This window comes from Polaromonas sp. (genome assembly GCF_012927455.1).
GTDB lineage: Bacteria > Pseudomonadota > Gammaproteobacteria > Burkholderiales > Burkholderiaceae_C > Polaromonas.
On the sequence record NZ_JABBPE010000017.1, the window covers coordinates 24,746 to 40,855 of the forward strand.

Annotated in this window: 14 protein-coding genes and 1 pseudogene; 3 read left to right on the top strand and 12 right to left on the bottom strand. The window is 62.8% G+C overall.

Annotated elements, in window-relative coordinates; all coding sequences use genetic code 11:
* Positions 1 to 50: 50 nt before the first annotated feature.
* From HHJ18_RS18040 to HHJ18_RS18050, 3 genes are all read right to left on the bottom strand, one after another.
* Complete coding sequence (locus HHJ18_RS18040) at positions 51 to 1,280, bottom strand: phospholipase A (protein WP_296917443.1); 1,230 nt, start codon at positions 1,278 to 1,280, stop codon at positions 51 to 53.
* Positions 1,281 to 1,366: 86 nt separating this feature from the next.
* Positions 1,367 to 1,720, bottom strand: coding sequence for a hypothetical protein (locus HHJ18_RS18045; RefSeq protein ID WP_296917445.1), 354 nt, complete (start codon positions 1,718 to 1,720; stop codon positions 1,367 to 1,369).
* A gap of 687 nt (positions 1,721 to 2,407) precedes the next feature.
* Positions 2,408 to 4,537, bottom strand: a complete 2,130-nt coding sequence (locus HHJ18_RS18050; RefSeq protein ID WP_296917447.1) for an ATP-dependent helicase — start codon at positions 4,535 to 4,537, stop codon at positions 2,408 to 2,410.
* A gap of 137 nt (positions 4,538 to 4,674) precedes the next feature.
* Between HHJ18_RS18050 and HHJ18_RS18055 the strand changes: the two genes are divergently transcribed.
* The gene (locus HHJ18_RS18055) at positions 4,675 to 5,628 is read left to right on the top strand and encodes an AEC family transporter (protein ID WP_296917449.1); all 954 of its coding nucleotides are present in this window, start codon (positions 4,675 to 4,677) and stop codon (positions 5,626 to 5,628) included.
* A 199-nt stretch (positions 5,629 to 5,827) separates the two neighbouring features.
* Here HHJ18_RS18055 and HHJ18_RS18060 read toward each other — a convergent pair whose 3' ends face one another.
* The 7 genes from HHJ18_RS18060 to HHJ18_RS18090 are packed head-to-tail and all read right to left on the bottom strand — an operon-like array spanning position 5,828 to position 11,716.
* Complete coding sequence (locus HHJ18_RS18060) at positions 5,828 to 7,042, bottom strand: FAD-binding domain-containing protein (RefSeq protein ID WP_296917451.1); 1,215 nt, start codon at positions 7,040 to 7,042, stop codon at positions 5,828 to 5,830.
* The gene (locus HHJ18_RS18065; RefSeq protein ID WP_296917453.1) at positions 7,029 to 8,600 is read right to left on the bottom strand and encodes a cryptochrome/photolyase family protein; all 1,572 of its coding nucleotides are present in this window, start codon (positions 8,598 to 8,600) and stop codon (positions 7,029 to 7,031) included. The genes HHJ18_RS18060 and HHJ18_RS18065 overlap by 14 nt, the downstream gene beginning before the upstream one ends.
* A complete protein-coding gene (locus tag HHJ18_RS18070; RefSeq protein ID WP_296917455.1) occupies positions 8,593 to 8,760 on the bottom strand; it encodes a DUF2256 domain-containing protein in 168 nt (55 codons plus the stop codon). Before HHJ18_RS18070 ends, HHJ18_RS18065 begins: the two co-directional genes overlap by 8 nt.
* 8 nt (positions 8,761 to 8,768) lie before the next feature.
* Complete coding sequence (locus HHJ18_RS18075) at positions 8,769 to 10,325, bottom strand: deoxyribodipyrimidine photo-lyase (RefSeq protein WP_296917457.1); 1,557 nt, start codon at positions 10,323 to 10,325, stop codon at positions 8,769 to 8,771.
* Between the two features lie 14 nt (positions 10,326 to 10,339).
* Entirely contained in the window at positions 10,340 to 10,588 is a 249-nt protein-coding gene (locus HHJ18_RS18080) for a TIGR03643 family protein (protein WP_296917458.1), read from the bottom strand.
* A 13-nt stretch (positions 10,589 to 10,601) separates the two neighbouring features.
* A complete protein-coding gene (locus HHJ18_RS18085; RefSeq protein ID WP_296917573.1) occupies positions 10,602 to 11,261 on the bottom strand; it encodes a cupin domain-containing protein in 660 nt (219 codons plus the stop codon).
* A 5-nt stretch (positions 11,262 to 11,266) separates the two neighbouring features.
* Entirely contained in the window at positions 11,267 to 11,716 is a 450-nt protein-coding gene (locus HHJ18_RS18090) for a DUF3429 domain-containing protein (protein WP_296917460.1), read from the bottom strand.
* Positions 11,717 to 12,065: 349 nt separating this feature from the next.
* Between HHJ18_RS18090 and HHJ18_RS18095 the strand changes: the two are divergent.
* A pseudogene (locus tag HHJ18_RS18095) lies at positions 12,066 to 12,262 on the top strand (AEC family transporter); the annotation flags it as partial.
* A gap of 151 nt (positions 12,263 to 12,413) precedes the next feature.
* Positions 12,414 to 12,704, top strand: coding sequence for a YkvA family protein (locus HHJ18_RS18100; RefSeq protein WP_296917462.1), 291 nt, complete (start codon positions 12,414 to 12,416; stop codon positions 12,702 to 12,704).
* Positions 12,705 to 12,878: 174 nt separating this feature from the next.
* Here HHJ18_RS18100 and HHJ18_RS18105 read toward each other — a convergent pair whose 3' ends face one another.
* Both HHJ18_RS18105 and priA read right to left on the bottom strand, forming a co-directional pair.
* Entirely contained in the window at positions 12,879 to 13,175 is a 297-nt protein-coding gene (locus HHJ18_RS18105; RefSeq protein ID WP_296917575.1) for a hypothetical protein, read from the bottom strand.
* A gap of 236 nt (positions 13,176 to 13,411) precedes the next feature.
* Positions 13,412 to 15,895, bottom strand: a complete 2,484-nt coding sequence (gene priA, locus HHJ18_RS18110; RefSeq protein ID WP_296917464.1) for a primosomal protein N' — start codon at positions 15,893 to 15,895, stop codon at positions 13,412 to 13,414.
* Positions 15,896 to 16,110: the final 215 nt, after the last annotated feature.

Sequence of the window (16,110 nt, forward strand, 5' to 3'; positions counted from 1 at the left end):
CGCAAGCAGCTATCAAAAAAATAGCAAATAGCGGGCTCCGCAAGGTGGGGCTACCAGTCGACAAGGCTCAGGCCGACGCTCAGCACATGGCGCCTTCGGTTGTAGTCCAGCAGGCTGTCGCCGTAGCCGCTGAACAGCTGCAGGTGGTAGCGCAGGCCGGTGTAGCTTGGCGACGAGGTCGGTGCCATCGTCCAGTCCAGGCGCGCCGAGCCACGGGAGATGCTGCGCAGCGAATGGCGCAGCGTGACGCCGACAGAGTTGGATTTACTGATCTGCCAGTTGCCGGAAAGCTCGGCGCGACCCACATAGTTTTCGATGCCGGGGTTGTCATCATCGCCCGACCGCTCGGGCAGTCGGTCCCAGATGCGGCCCTGCAGAGTCAGGCCGGAATCGCGGCTCAATACCTTTTCCGCCGCGCCCATCAGGTAAATGCGGTTCCAGCTGCGTGACAGCGGCAGCCCCTGGCCGTTGGACTGGTGCACCATCCCCAGGCCCGACAGCCGGTAGACCCAGCCACCGGGCAGCGCGATCTGATGCGGGTAAATGTAGAGGGCCTCGGGTTCGTGGTCGGTCACGCGAAACGGCCGCGACAGGTCGGCATTAAACAGCTGCCAGTAGCTCTGCTGGGTGTAGCCAATCCACACTGAATCGTGGTCGTCGTCGTTCTGCGAGCCGCTTTTAAGCAAGCCCTTGGCGACCTTGGTGCGCACCGACAGCTGAATCCGGGTTTCGGTGCGGTTGTAGGGCAGTGCTTTCAGCGCTGAGTGCCCGTCCGCGTCGGAGGTGGGCTGCTCGTTCACGCTGCTCGATGCGATCACGGCCAGCGTGGTCGGCCGGTAGCCGCGCAGACCAAAGTTGTCGCAATCGGTGCCGCGCTGCAGTTCCCAGAACTTCGACAGTTCGGAGTACGTGCTGTCTTTGCAACCCACCGGTTTGCCGTCGGGTGCCTCGGTGTTCAAAGTAGGCAACAACAGCACCTGAGTAGCGGGTTGTCCGGTGGCCGGATTGGCCGGGGCGGTGGTCAGCGAAGGCGCGAGCTTGTCGGGCGAGGTCTGGGCATCGGCCCAGCGCTGGAAGCAGGCCAGTTGCCCCGCCGGGTCGCTTTTCAGCGTCTGGCAAGCTTGCCAGTCGAGGCTGGTGGCGCTGCCAACGGGCGTCGCCGCAGGGCTGCTTTGCGCTTGGGCCAAGCCAGCGGCCAGCAGGCCGGCGCAAAGCAAGTGGGTGCAAAGCGGGCGCAGGCCAAGGCGGGGCACCAGTGGGGTCAAGAGTCGCGGATTCATAGTGTCGACCAGAGGTCAGTAGGGACGAAGGGGGAATGACGGGTAGTCGACGCGTTCAAGCTGCTGGCTACCTGCGGTCGATTTTTTTAGGGAAGTTTGGTGAGTGTGAAGGGCACGTCGGGCGCGTCATCAGGGGCGTCGGGGCTGGTGTCTTTCCAGGTGCCCTGAAACACCTTGCCGCACGAACCCTCGACCATTTCGCCATTCCAGGTGCCGGTGATGCTGATGTTGTCAGACGACTCGTCCAGCAGCAGCATGCCTTCTTCCAGGTCACCGGCCAGCGCGGCTTTTGCGGCATGGCCGGCTGGCGTTTGCGTGCCCGCTTTTTTGCCAAGCTCGCGGCTGACCGTGCCGGCCAGGCTTTCAGTAAATTCGGCGTGCCGCTCCAGCAGCATGGTGGCGCGTGCCGGCAGCCCTGCCGGAGGTCGGGCAAAACGCACGGCCCAGCGGCCATGCAGCTGTTCAGCTTTGATGGTTTGATCCGGCGGACATGCTGTTTTGGCTGTGTTTTGGGCGCTAGCCCAGGTAGCAAGGGCGCTGGCAGCTATAAAAAATAGAGCAGAACGAAAAAAATTCTGAGGCATGGGCAAATAGGAGGTCCAGCCTGGATCAGGCGATTAGGCGGTCCGGTCGGCAGGCTCTGCCCGTTTGGGGCTGAGCTACGCGTAGGCAGGAAGCCGGTGCAAGGTTGAGTGAGGGATTCAGCAGACAAGCGCTGAAACTGATCGAAGCGCTGCGCAAGCTGTTGTGATTGCGCACTATCGCACGAATCCAGTGCTTATCAAGTTCGCTTACCAGCAAACTCAGCCTGTTGCAATTTTCTGTAACTTCGATATTGGCTGGGGCTTGCTTCCTGCTGCCAGCGGCGCAGCATCAATTTTCGTCAATGTCTAGCAGTCCTGGCGCTGGTTTCTGGAGCTGCACCGCTCTGGGCCGAAGGCGGCACACCCGGGTTCGCGGTGAACGACGGGGGGTGAGCTGGCGCGTCAATTCCGGCGCACCACGCGATTCGCGCCGTGCCAAAAATGGTTACAACCTTATTGCGCTGGCCAAGGCGCAGGCGCGGGCAAACTCAATAAGGCAGCGCGCCCACCCAGCCGCCGGTAACGCCAGCAGGGCTGGCAGTGCTAGCGCCCTTGCGCAGCCGCCGCCGCAGCCAATGTTTCGGCTGATTTTTTGGCAAATTCGGCGCGCAAGGCCTTGAGTTTCTCGCGCGGGTCTTCCTTGACGGTGGCCTGGTCCAGCGCCATTTCGGCAATAAAGCGGCTCGGTACGCCGGCAATCATGTCGCGGCCTTTCTTACGCTTGCGCAGCCAGTTCACGGCCAGCGTGCGCTGGGCGCGCGTGATGCCCACATACATCAGGCGGCGCTCTTCCTGCAGGCGTTGCGCCAGGTTTTCCGTGTTGCTGCCGTCGTCGTCTTCCAGCTTGAAGGGCAGCAGGCCTTCATTCACACCGGCCAGCACCACATGCGGCCACTCCAGCCCCTTGGCGGCGTGCAGCGTCGACAGCGTCACCACGTTCTGTTCGCCCTCGCGTTCGCTAATGGTCGACAGCAGGGCAATCGTCTGCACCATTTCAAGCATGGTCTTGCTTTCTCTTTCCACCGTCGCGCCAGCGGCATCGGTGATCTGCCCGCCGCAGCGCTGCGCCACCCAGTCGCAAAAATCCATCACATTGCTCCAGCGCGCAGCCGCGACCTTTTCACTTTCCTCGCCGTCATACAGGTGCTTTTCGTAATCGATTTCCTTCAGCCAGTCAGTCAGAAAAAGGCGCGCGGCCTCAAAGCCCACGCAGCGTTTGGCGCGGTATTCCAGGTCGTTCAGATAGCGGCCAAACTCCTGCAGCGAGCCGACTGCCTTGGCCGGCAGCACCGAGCCCAGCGAGTTGCTGAACAGCGATTCAAACAGGCTCAGCTTGTAGGTGTCGGCAAAGGCGCTCAGCGCGCCCAGCGTGGTGTGGCCAATGCCGCGCTTGGGCGTTTTGACCGACCGGATGAAGGCCGGGTTGTTGTCGTTGTTGACCAGCAGCACCATCCAGCTGCACAGGTCCTTGATCTCGGCGCGGTCAAAAAAGCTTTGCCCGCCCGATACCTTGTACGGTATTTGCGCCTTGCGAAAAGCTTTTTCAAAGGGCTTGGCCAGGTGGTTGGCACGGTACAGCACGCAAAAGTCTTTCCACTCCTTGAACTGGCTGCCCGCCGCCTGCAGTTCGGCCCCTAGGCGCAGGCTCTGAATGCGCGCCACCACGCGCTCGGCCTCATGCTCTTCGCTGTCGCAATCGACCACGCGCACCGGCTCGCCCTCGCCCAGTTCGCTGAACAGCGTTTTCGGGAACAGCTTGGGATTCGGGCCGATCACATTGTTGGCGGCGCGCAAGATCGCGCTGGTCGAGCGGTAGTTCTGCTCCAGCTTCACCACCTTGAGCGTCGGGTAGTCCAGCGGCAGCTTCTTCAGGTTGTCCAGCGTTGCGCCGCGCCAGCCATAAATCGACTGGTCGTCGTCGCCGACGGCCGTGAAGCGGCCGCTGGGCCCGACCAGCAGCTTCAGCACTTCATACTGCGTGGCGTTGGTGTCCTGGTACTCGTCGACCAGCACATGGCCCAGCGCCGCCTGCCATTTGTTGCGTACCGCCTCGTGCTCTTGCAGCAGCTTCAAAGGCAGGCCTATCAGGTCGTCAAAGTCAACGCTCTGGTAGGCGCTCAGGCGCTCTTCGTAATGCGCCATGATGCGCGCCAGCAGCCGCTCTTCATCGCCGCTGGCCTGGGCGCCCGCCTGCGCCGCGTTCAGTCCCATGTTCTTCCAGCGGCTGATGGCCCACTGCCACTGCCGCACCGTGGCCGCGTCGGTGCTGCCGCCGGCGTCTTTCAAGATGCTGCTCACATCGTCGCTGTCCAGAATCGAGAACTGCTGCTTCAGCCCCAGCGCCGCGCCGTCCTGGCGCAGCATGCGCACACCCAGCGCGTGAAAGGTGCAGATCAGCACGCCGCGCGCCGGCTTGCCGATCAGGCTTTTGGCGCGCTCGCGCATTTCGGCGGCGGCCTTGTTGGTAAAGGTGATGGCGGCGATCTGCTCCGGCTTGAGCCCGGACTGGATCAGCCGGCCAATCTTGTGCGTGATCACCCGCGTTTTGCCGGTACCGGCACCGGCCAGCACCAGGCAGGGGCCGTGCAGGTAGTTGACAGCTTCCTGCTGGGCCAGGTTGAGTCCGGCGCCCGCAGATGGCGCGGCCGATGACACGGGCGGAGGAGAAGACATGCGGGTGGATTACCGGGGGGAGGAAACGGAAGCAATGCTGGAAAAGGCAAGCGCAATGGCGCGCAGACAATCAGGCAGGCGAGCGGGAATCATAGCGATTCGCTGCTTTGCAAGTGCCGCCAGTGACAATACGCGCTGTGTTAAGCATCCTCCTGATCACTTTTCCCTTCTTTGCGCTGGTGCTGTGCGGCTACGTTGCCGCCCGACGCGCCTTGCTGCCGTTGGCCGCGATTCCCGGGCTTAACACCTTTGTGCTGTATTTCGCGCTGCCGTGCATGCTCTACCGTTTTGGCGCCAGCACGCCGATTGCGCAGCTGCTCGACGCCAGCCTGATCGCGGTCTATTTGCTTTGCGCGCTGCTGATGGTCGGCCTGACCATCTGGCTCACGCGCAGGGGAAGCATCGGCTGGAACGACGCGTCGTTTGGCGCGCTGGTGGCCGCTTTTCCCAACACCGGCTTCATGGGCGTGCCGCTGCTGGTCGCGCTGCTCGGCGCGCAGGCGGCCGGGCCGGCCATCGCGACCATCGTCATCGACATGCTGGCGACCTCCTCGCTGTGCATTGCGCTGTCGCGGCTCGATGGCGCTGACGAGCATGGCACTGCCCGGGCCGCGCGGCTGGCACTCAAGGGCGTGCTGGCCAATCCGCTGCCGTGGGCCATTGCCTTGGGCGCGCTGGCGTCTAGCCTGGGTTTTGCGCTGCCCAAACCTGTCATGGACACGCTCAGCCTGCTGGCCGATGCCGCCTCGCCGGTGGCGCTGTTCACGATTGGCGCGGTGCTTGCGCGCTCTCAAATCAATAGCACGTCGAGCACGCCGTACGGGCGCTACGTGCCTGTAGCGCTTATAAAACTGATCGTTCACCCGCTGCTGGTGGGCGGCGTCGGGCTGGGCGCCATCGCGCTCGGCTTGAGGCTGGAGCGCTTTGCGCTGACCGTGGTGGTGCTGGTGGCCGCGTTGCCGAGCGCCAGCAACGTCGCCATGCTGGCCGAGCGCTTTGGCGCAGACAACGGGCGCATCGCGCGCATTATTTTGCTGTCAACGGTGCTGGCGTTTTTCAGCTTTTCGGCGGCGGTCGCCTTGCTGACTTGAGTCTTCCGCTGGCGTTGGCGGTCCCGTTCGGCATTAAGAGTTATTTGCAGCCATATTCCCGGCTTGATTAAATTGGAGCGGCGGGAATGCACCTTGCAGTCGGTCCCGATTTCCGCGTCAAGGACTGGATTGCAGCGTTTTTTGCCGATCGTCGGTGGCGGCTTACCGGCAACCCAATTGATTTCAAGTCACCGGTCGTTCAAAAATTTCTGGTGTCGGGTGCCCTGCTTATCTGAGTTCGTTTCCACCAGTCAGAAAAGCTTCGGCAGTACATATTGACGGGGTCGAACAGGCAAAGCGGCCTGTAGGGCGCTGCAGACATAAGCCTTGCGACACTCAACTGGTTGCGAAGCTGTTCAAGCGCAGGATCCACATGCGGGTCTGATTGCCATTGCACCGACCTGGCAGTTTGTAGTGCGAGTGCCATGTGTTCCACGCTGCCCCACCAAAGATTTTCTGTTTGAGTCCTCAGACCCTGGGTGACAAAGTTCCAGCGGCGTTCGCTCCACGGTGTGGCGGCATGGCAGGCGTCAAAGCCCACACCGATACGCACGGCATCCACCGGCAAGTGGTCTTGGGCAGCGCCCAGCGACCAGGGGTGTAGCAGCCAGACATCGCGGCCGCACACTACAGCGCTGTCCGGTGGTGACCACCCTGTGTGGGGCGGTGGCGTCACCCGTCGGGCTGGCTCGTCCAATCCTGAACCTGCATGACGTGCATCTTGCTTGTTGATGATGGGTCTGGTGTCGCGGGCAAACCGGTCCATGGTTTCGTAGCTGGTGTCCAGCACCGTACCAGGACTGTGCCAGTCAGAGGGTGCGAACTTGGCCACATTGCCGGCATTAAACAAATAGGGTTTGCTGCTGCCGGTGCCTGCCACCCACTGCCAGCTCAGAGAGTTGCTGGCGACATCGCCATCAAGCAGGTGGCCCAGCATCCACTGCCCAGCGGTATGCCAGTGCACCTTGCGCAGGTGCACCAAATAGCTGGCCAGCCACATGCGGGCATGGTTGTGCAGATAGCCCGTGGTGTATAGCTCGCGTACCGCCAGATCGATGGCGGGAATGCCGGTGCGGGCCTCAAGCACATCGACGGGCATTTCGTAGTGGTAGGCATCGTCGGGCAGCAACCCGGGGTGCAGCGATTGGCAGATGCCGTCGCCCAGTTGCGCCCACACATGCCGAAAGTAGGCGCGCCAGCCCAGCTCGAACACGAACTTGTGTTGGGCGTGCAGCGGATGGCGCGCTTGTACGGCGGCAAACACCTCGGTCAGGCTCAGAAAACCGTGGGTCAGGTAGGGCGACAGCCTGGTGACTGCACCATCGAGCGCATTGCGGGTGCGGGCATAGTCATTGGGTTGCACCGCCGCCAGGCGCGCTTGGGCGGCCCGCCGGGTGGGTTCAAAGTTGGGCATGGCGGTGTGCGGTCGCTTGGGTGGTGATGGCGTCGCGCGCCGGTACATCTAGCCGCGCCAGGTTTTTTAGTTGCATGGCCATGCGCGGGTTTTTTTTGAGCAGACTTTCGTGGCGAATCAAAAAGTCCCAGTACAGCGTGGTGTACGGGCAGGCCGTTGCGCCGGTGGATTGCGCCGGGTCGTATTGGCAGCCTTTGCAGTGGTTGCTCATGCGCTGGATGTATTTTCCGCTGGCCACATAGGGCTTGCTGGCCATCAGCCCGCCATCGCCAAACTGACTCATGCCCAGAGTGTTGGGAAGCTCCACCCACTCGACGGCATCAACATAGACACTGAGGTACCAGGCATGCACCGCCTGCGGTTTCACGCCCAGCAGCAGGGCATACAGCCCGGTCACCATCAGCCGCTGAATGTGGTGGGCGTAGCCGTGTTCCAGGGTTTGGGTAATGGCATCTTTCAAGCAGGCCATGTCGGTTTTGCCGGTCCAGTACCACGCGGGCAGCGCAGCCTGTGCATCCAGCGCATTGCGTTCCAGGTAGCTGGGCATCTGCGTCCAGTAAATTCCGCGCACAAACTCGCGCCAGCCCAGAATTTGCCGGACAAAGCCCTCCACCGCCGCCAGCGGCGCGTCTCCCGCCCGCAAGGCTTCTTCGGCGGCTTGAACCACCTCGCGCGGATTCAGGAGCTTGAGGTTGAGCGCGCTGCTCAGGTGGGAGTGGTAGAGCCACGCCTCGCCCGACCACATGGCGTCTTCATACTGGCCAAAGAGCGGCAAGCGTTGTGCAATAAAAGTTTGCAGGGCTTTCAAGGCCTGGACGCGGGTGACCGGCCAGCCAAAGCTGTGCAGCGTACCCGGGTGGCTGGCAAATTGGGTGTTGACCAGCGCGATCACTTCCTGCGTGGTGGCATCCGGGGCAAAGCGGGTTGGCGACGGCACGTTCTGCGGCCCCGCCTTGCCAAAGGATTCACGGTTGTCGGCATCAAAGTTCCATTGCCCGCCCACCGGTTCTTTCCCCTCCATCAGGATGCCGTGTTCGCGCCGCAGCTCGCGGTACCAGTACTCCAGACGCAGTTGCTTGCGGTCTTTTGCATGCGCCGCGAACTCGCGCACGGTGCTGAAGAAATGTGTGTCATCGCGCAAGTCCAGAGTCAGCTGGTGCTGCGTTGCCACGGCGCGCACGCTTTGCAGCACGCGCCAGTCGCCCGGGGCCGCAAGGATCAGCGCTGCCGGTTGCAACTGCGCTATCGCCTTGCCAAGTTCCAGGGGCAGCGAGCCCAGGTTGCCCACATCGTCCAGCCGGGTGTAGTGCACTGGCATCTTTTGCGTGCGCAGGTGTTCGGCAAAGTGGCGCATGGCGCTTAAAAACACCGCAATGCGCTGCTTGGCCGACCAGACGTGGGTGGACTCCTCTGCCACCTCGGCCATCCAGACAACATCTTGGGACGCGTCAAAGTCCTTTAACGCGGTGGACTGCTCATCAAGCTGGTCGCCCAAAACGATGACGAGATGGCGCACCTTGGCAGGCAGCGACGTGGAACTTGCTTTGGCTTTAGCCATGTTTGACCTTTTCGTTTTTTTTGGCTCGGCAGGCGTCCGAGCAGTACAACACCGAGTCCCAGTTCTTGGCCCAGGCTTTGCGCCAGGTCATGCTGCGGCCACACACCTGGCACAGCTTGCTGGGCAGGGATTGTTTGTTGCCTTTGAAATCGTTTTTCATCGTGGGGCTCAAGAGAACAGATCGCCTTGCGAAGTTGGTGGCACAGGCGCCTTGGCCGCGCGCTGTGCGGAAGCTTTACGCCGCTGCCCGGACGATGGCAGGCCGCTTTTGCGCGACCCATGGCGGGCCTGAACGGCTCCCGCTTCCTCGCGCGCTTCTTGGCTTTGCCGCAATCCATACATCCGGTCCTTGGCGGCCTTTATCGCCACCTTGTCATCCACAACGGGCGCGGGGTAGTCGCGCCCGATGACACAAGCCGCCATGCGCTGCACGCTAATGTCCATTTTCCAGGGCTCAGCCAAATAAGGCAGTGGAACCCGCGCCAGCTCAGGCACCCAGCGGCGGATGAACAAGCCCTCGGGGTCCTGGTCTTGGGCCTGTTTTGTGGGGGAATACATGCGCAGCGTGTTGATGCCGGTGGTGCCGCTTTGCATCTGCATCTGGCTCCAGTGGATGCCGGGCTCAAAGTCCAGAAATTGGCGTGCCAAAAACAAACCCGGCTGGCGCCAGTGCAGCCACAGGTGGTAGCTGGCAAAACTCACCAGCATGGCCCGCATGCGAAAGTTGAGCCAACCGGTTGCAACCAGAGAACGCATGCACGCATCCACCATCGGGAAGCCAGTGCGGCCTTCGCACCACGCGGCAAAGTTTGCGTCGTTAAAGTCGTCTTCCCGCAGGCCATCGCAGACGCGCGCAAAGTTGTGAAATTCAATGTCCGGCTCGTCTTCCAGCTTTTGCATGAAATGGCAGTGCCAGCGCAGCCGCCCTGCGAAGGCACGCAGCGCGTAAGCCATGGCACGGTCGGGCGTGTTGGCAATGGCGACCTCGGTGGCCTGATGCACCGTGCGCATCGACAGCGTTCCAAAGGCCAGGTGCGGGCTCAGGCGGCTACACCCCTCTTGCGCGGTGAGCGGGCTGGACAGTGCCCTGCGGTAGTCATAGCCGCGCTCTTGCAGAAATGTTTTGAGTGTGAGCCGTGCGACTTTCTCACCCGGAGCTTGCAAGGTTTTACCGTGCGACGCCAAGCCCAGGCTGGCGAGTGTGGGCAGTTCGGGTTGGTCTATTGGCGCGGCGGCGTTGAATCCGCCGTCCAGCAATTGCAAGGGCGCATCCATGCGCGCCTGCCAGCGCCCGGCCCAGCCGGAGCGGCTGCGCAAGCGGCGCACCACACCGGTCTGGGTAAATTCCTGCCACGCGACTTGATGCGACTGGCACCACGCGCCCACCTGCACATCGCGCGTGTAAGACCAGCCAGGGCCAGTCTCTTCATGGCTAAGCAGTTGCGCGAATCCAAACTCCGCGTGCAGTTGCGCCAGCACCGGCACGGCAGAGCCTACCCTCACCAGCAGCGGCATGCCCCGCAACGCCAGGGCGGCGCGCAGTTCGTTCAGACAACCCAGCGCAAAGTCCACATGGCTGGCGTCGCAGTCCGGGCTTTGCAGCCATTCGGGTTCGATGACAAACAGCGCCAGCGCATCGATGTAGGCCTGTGCAGCGACCAACGGCGCGTGGTCGTGCATACGCAGATCCCGCTTAAACCAAACCAAAGCGCGTTGATGCGTCATCACAAAAGCGCAGCTTACTGACGTGTCTGGGTTGCGCGATGGCGCAGCAGCTTGGTACCGCGCAGCGCAGCGTGCTTGGTCACTCGGCCAGCCATACGTTTGCGCCACATCCTGAAGGACGAAGGCTTCATCTGAAGCCGCATGAGCGCAATGACGGCCGACTCATTCAAACCGAACTGCACCTCAATCGCCTCGAATGCGGTGCGATCTTCCCAGGCCATTTCCACGATGCGGGAGATGTCCGCGTCGGTGAGCAGTGGCATGGCTGCGTCAAGGCTACGCATTCAGAAGATGCCCCGTTTTTACCAGTATCAAGCAGCCTTTGCGGCTGAATGGCTGGTGCTGGCTCAGGTGGGGGCTGCGCAGCCAGCTGCCTTGCGGGTAGTCGCCGTGCTCATCCGAGAAGACGCCTTCCACCACAAAAATTTCTTCGCCACCGCAATGCCGATGGGGGTTGAAATAGGTGTCAGGCGCCCACCGGACCATGGCGGTGTGACAGGTGCCGAACTCATCAAGGGGCAATACGCTGAGCCCCGGCACCAGACCCTGGCGCCACTGTGCTTGCCGGGTCGGCACGACCACGCGCTCTTGGTCCTGCGGGTCCAGGTGGCGCAGTTTCACGAACAGGGTGCAGCCACCTTCCGAAAAAGGCGCATGCGCAGAGCCCGGCGGATTCTTGATGTAGGTGCCTGGGCCATAGACACCCGATTCGTCACTCAACGTGCCCTCCAGCACCAGAATTTCTTCGCCCAGGTCGTGCCTGTGGGAATCGAAGCGGGCACCAGCGGCGTAGCGGACCACAGAGGTTGCGCGCGCCACTTCGCCGCCGTTACGTTCGAGCAAGCGACGGTGCACCAGCGGTGACGGTGATGTCATCCAGGGCAGGGTATTGCTGTCGACTGCGCAACGCTGCGCAAAGTTGGCATTCAACTGCAGCTCATTCACCGCATCACTCCCATCGCACCCGCAACACAGGAAAGACTGGCAACCAGGGTGAGCACCAGCCGCATCGGTAACCACGTGTGCACTCCAACGCGGGGGTACACCACCCGATCCACCGCAAAGCAGGCCCACAATCCTGTAGCAATCAAGTACAGACCGGCTATCGGGTTGACGAGTAGCGCAACCCAGGCAACCAGGCTGGGTATCACTCCCCACACCAACAAACTCCTGGTCTGCGCAGACGCATCGCGCATGGCGAAGCCCCAGTGAATAGCCCCCAGAAAGCTCAGAATGGTTGCGCCGTACCCCAGCAACGCAGTACTACTGCCGGCACTGTCTGTCGGGTCCAGCAACCAGGTAGCCAATGCGAGGCCTACAAACGGAATCAAGCCGCCGTAGCCGAGCCCCTGTGCCCACGGGGTTGGGCTCTTAAGTGCTGTCGCGGTCATGGGGTTTTGCTTTCTGATTGTGCGGCGCATTTGGGCGTGGAAAACGGCGCACCGCCCTGGCTGGGCCGGCACATTTTTTCTCCGTCCCACTGCTGGCCACACCAGCAGTGCCCCTGAGCATCAATGATGCAGGTACCGCTACCGCAGCAGCGCTCGTTGTCTTCCATATTTGGGTCTCGATAGGTGATTGGCTAGCTCGTTTGAATGCCCGCAAGACCCAACCTGGTATAGGCGCTATGGCGGCATTGACAGTTAGACAATTCTGACCGTTTCCGGATTTCGCAGCCGGATTTGAGGATATTGAACCGACATGACTGCATTGAACGTCCTGGGCGGCGTCGGGCTGGGCGCGATGGCACTCGGCGTGCCGCTGGAGCGTTTGCGCTAACCGTAGTGCTGCGGCTGGCCGCGTTGCCCAGCGCCAGCAACGTCGCCCTACTGGCCGAGCGCTTTGGCGCCGGCAACGGGCCCATCGCGCGGATCATTCTGCTGTCAACGATGCTGGTGTTTTTCAGCTTTTCGGGCGCGGTGGCCTTGCTGGTTTGAGTTTTCCGCCGGCGTTGGCGCTGTACTTTCAAGCCCAGCCTTTGTTAAAAAGAAAAATGTAACGTCCGTACACCAGCCCTTGCAGTAGCCACGGCCGGCGTCATTTCTACTGGACACGGATCCACCGGAGCCGACAAGCAAGGAAACCGCCATGTTCAAACTGAAACGCTTGACTCTGCTTTGGGCGGTGCTGCGCGGTGACGCCCGGCAGTTGTGGTTTGCGCTGCGCCACCCGAGCGCACCGGGCTGGCTGAAGCTGGGCACCGCGCTGATCGTGCTGTACGTGCTCTCGCCGATTGACCTCATCCCCGACGTGTTGCCGGTGATCGGCATCGTCGATGATCTGGTGTTGGTGCCGCTGGCCATCCGCTGGCTGCTCAAGCGCCTGCCGCCGGACATTGCCCGGGCGGCTGCGGCGCGCGGCACCCGCGCAGCGCCATGAAGACGCAAGACGCGCCCATCGCCCGGCGCACCCGGCCTTTGCACCCGGTGTCGAATATAGGCATTAAATAAGCCTATAACCCAGTAGGCATGGGCGCTAGCAGCTATAGTTTTAATAGCAAAAGGCGTGGGTTAAGCAAAGCCATCAAGGTGCACGGATGATCTGGAAACGGAGTTAGGCCTGCCACACACCATAGCCCAGCTCCCGCAGCGCAATGCCCAGCTCGACTTCCATGTCGCGCGCCCCTTCATAGGGCATCGGGTTGTACATGCGGTACAGCCCGGGCAGCAGGCGGATGCCGTGCTTGAGCACATACACGTTGGACTGGATGCCGGCCTTGTGCTTGTCAAAACGCACGTCCGGGTCCAGCCCCGTCATGCCGACGTAAACGAAGGGCTGGCCGAGCTGGTAGTCCGGGTTGGCACGGCGAAAGCGGCCGGCGTTCCACACCTCGTCGGACAATTCGATCACATAGACGTGGTAGTGGTGGCTGCGCGGCGTATGTGCTGTGCCTGGCGGCTTCTTGGCGCGCGGTTTAGCCGGGGCCGCCGCTCGGGCGGCTGGGCGGCTTTTCTTGGTGGGGGTGTTGCGGGGCGCGCTGGCCATGGTGCACCGAAGTATGCGCGAAGCCGCAGGGCACCTCCTTTGCTACAAAATACGTAGCTGGTCACGCCCGTACAGCATGGGCTGGCGGCCATATTGGCGTCTTAAATAACCAGCGGATCGACGTCAATCGCCCAACGCACCAGGCTTTTGAATTCGCCTTGCTTGCGCGTTTCAAACAGCACCGGCTGCCAGGCCGCCAGAAAGCGCTGCAAGGCCGCGCGCGAGGGGCTTTCCACCAGCATCTGCGCGCGCTCGATATTGGCGACGCGCTGTATCGTCATGGGCACGGCCGGGTAGCAACTGACTTGGCTCTGGCCCGGTAGCTGCGCTGGGGCGGCGGCTGCGGCGGCGTTCAGAAAGCCCTGGGCCACCTCCTGCGCCTTCGCTTCGGCGCGCACCAGCGCTGAAAAGCCGAAGGGCGACAGGCCGGCGGCGTGGCGTTCGGCCAGCTGCTGCGCGGCAAAAGCCGGGTAGTCGTGCTGGCGCAGCGCGGCGAACAGCGGATGCTCGGGGTGAAAGGTTTGCACCCACATTTCGCTGGCCGCGCTGTGCCGGGCGTCGCGGCCGGCCCGGCCGCCGGCCTGCATCAGCAGGCTGAACAAGCGCTCGGGCGCGCGAAAGTCGCTGGAAAACAGCGCGCCGTCGGGGTTGATGGCGGCCACCAGCGTGATGTGGCGAAAGTCGTGGCCCTTGGCAATCATTTGCGTGCCGACCAGTACGTCGACCTCGCCAGCGTGCACGCTGGCCAGTTGCGCTTCCAGCGTGCCCTTGAGCCGGGTGCTGTCGGCGTCGATGCGGGTGATGCGCACGGCGCCGCCGTCGGGCCGGCTGACGCCCGCCAGCAGCTCGCCCAGGTGTTCTTCAAGCCGCTCGGTGCCGCGCCCGACCGGCGCAATGTCGATGTTGCCGCAGCCCGGGCAGGCGCGCGGCACGCGCTCGGTGAAGCCGCAGTGGTGACAGCGCAGCGAGCGGTCAATCTTGTGAAACACCCGGTAGGCGCTGCAATGCGGGCACTCGCTTTTCCAGTCGCAGTCGTGGCAGGCCAGAACCGGCGCATAGCCGCGCCGGTTCAGGAAAATCAGTGACTGCTCGCCGCGCGCCACGCGCTCGCCAATCGCCGCCAGCAACGGCGGCGCGATGACGCAGTGCTTGGGCTGGTGGTTCATGTCCACTCTTTTGACCGTTGGCAATTGGCCCGCCACGGCAAGCGTGTGCGTGGTGGAATCTGCAGCCGTGCCCGCAGCGGGACTATTCAAGCCAGGGCCGCAGAACCGGCTTTGCCGGGCTGCAGGCGCAGCGGCCTCCTCGGGGCTGAAGGCTGCGGCTCCGAGTCCGCCTGCGCGGCCTTGGACAGCCTGCAGATGCGCCGCCTCTGGCGGCGTGGCGCCCTGCAAAGGCAGCGAACCACGCGCAGCGGGGAGCGTGGGAGCCACACCAATCCGATCCCCCATCGTCAGCCGCTGGTACTTGCCAGTGATCGTCGCCTGCCAGCTTTCCAGCGAGGGCGTGGCCGAACCGAGCAGCACGCGGCAAGTTTTGACCCCCACGCTTGTCGCTTCGCGTACTGCGCTGCCCCCCCCGGGAGGCGCTGCGCCTGCGGCTTGGCTAAGCCGGTTCTGCGGCCTCTGTTGGGTTGGAACTCCTCCTGCCACTACCCCCGCACTTTGAGCCGCCAAGCTGGTCGCTTCGTGTCCTGCGCTGGTCTCCAGCCGGGCGCGGTAGACCGCCAGGTCGCGCGCCGAGTAGCGCGCGCCTTCTTGCTGCTTGTAGCTCGGGTCGTGTTCTTCATCGACCACCAGCAGCTGCAAATTGGGCAGCGAAGCCAGCACCGCCATGCGCGTGCCCAGAACCAGCCGGGCCAGACCCGAATGGGCAGCCAGCCAGCTTTTCAAACGCTGCGCCGGGCTCAGGCCGCTGTGCAGCGAGACCACGCGCTCGCGCCCGAGGTGGGCAAAGCGGGCTTCGAAGCGCGCCTGCAATTGCGGTGTCAGGTTGATCTCGGGGACCATGACCAGCACCTGCGCGCCGGGGTCTTGCGCCAGCACCTGGGCGGCGGCGCGCAGATACACCTCGGTCTTGCCGCTGCCGGTGGCGCCAAACAGCAGGGCAGGCCGGCTGGCGCCGCTGCTTTCCGCATCAAATTGGGCCAGAGCGCTTGCCTGCTGGGCGCTAAGCGCTATCAAATCAGTAGTGTCCGGGGCGCAGCTGGTGTCCCCCATGGGGCGTTTCAGGCGGCGCGCCAGCTGCACGCTGCTGAGGTCGCGCAACTGCGGTGGCAGCGCGGCCAGCGCCACCTCGCCGAGCGAGCGCTGGTAGTAGCCGGCGCTAAAGGTCACGAGTTTTCGCCACGTCGCCGACAAGGGGGGAAGGCCGTCGAGCACGCTGGCGATGTGGCGGATTTGCAACTCGGGCAGCTCGCCACTGTCGGGCAGGTTTTCCCACACCACGCCCAGCACTTCGCGCCGGCCCAAAGGCACACGCACTAAAGTGCCGGCCAGAAGCGGCGACTCACTGCGGTAGGTCAGCGGTCCGGCGATGGCGCTGTGCGCGGGCGTGGCCACCACCACCTGGAGCCAGAAACTCATCGCAGGAAGCCAGTTAGAGGTACTTCTTCAAAAGTACATCCAGAGAATCCGCTAAGTCGTTGATTTTTCACTGCTTTACAGATTTCCAGATTTTCTGTGGATAACTTTGTTGATAGCTAGCCTCGGGCCGCCGTGAGGCCTTGTAATCAAACGCTTTTTCTAAAATGCCCGGAAAAAAAGCAATTTAAAGAATCCATATAAATCAACGACTTACG

Coding starts and splice junctions, on each gene's coding strand:
- HHJ18_RS18040 (WP_296917443.1), bottom strand. CDS start 1,280: ATGAATCCGCGACTCTTGACCCCACTGGTGCCCCGCCTTGGCCTGCGC.
- HHJ18_RS18050 (WP_296917447.1), bottom strand. CDS start 4,537: ATGTCTTCTCCTCCGCCCGTGTCATCGGCCGCGCCATCTGCGGGCGCC.
- HHJ18_RS18060 (WP_296917451.1), bottom strand. CDS start 7,042: ATGCCCAACTTTGAACCCACCCGGCGGGCCGCCCAAGCGCGCCTGGCG.
- HHJ18_RS18065 (WP_296917453.1), bottom strand. CDS start 8,600: ATGGCTAAAGCCAAAGCAAGTTCCACGTCGCTGCCTGCCAAGGTGCGC.
- HHJ18_RS18070 (WP_296917455.1), bottom strand. CDS start 8,760: ATGAAAAACGATTTCAAAGGCAACAAACAATCCCTGCCCAGCAAGCTG.
- HHJ18_RS18075 (WP_296917457.1), bottom strand. CDS start 10,325: ATGACGCATCAACGCGCTTTGGTTTGGTTTAAGCGGGATCTGCGTATG.
- HHJ18_RS18080 (WP_296917458.1), bottom strand. CDS start 10,588: ATGCCACTGCTCACCGACGCGGACATCTCCCGCATCGTGGAAATGGCC.
- HHJ18_RS18090 (WP_296917460.1), bottom strand. CDS start 11,716: ATGACCGCGACAGCACTTAAGAGCCCAACCCCGTGGGCACAGGGGCTC.
- HHJ18_RS18100 (WP_296917462.1), top strand. CDS start 12,414: ATGTTCAAACTGAAACGCTTGACTCTGCTTTGGGCGGTGCTGCGCGGT.
- priA (WP_296917464.1), bottom strand. CDS start 15,895: ATGAGTTTCTGGCTCCAGGTGGTGGTGGCCACGCCCGCGCACAGCGCC.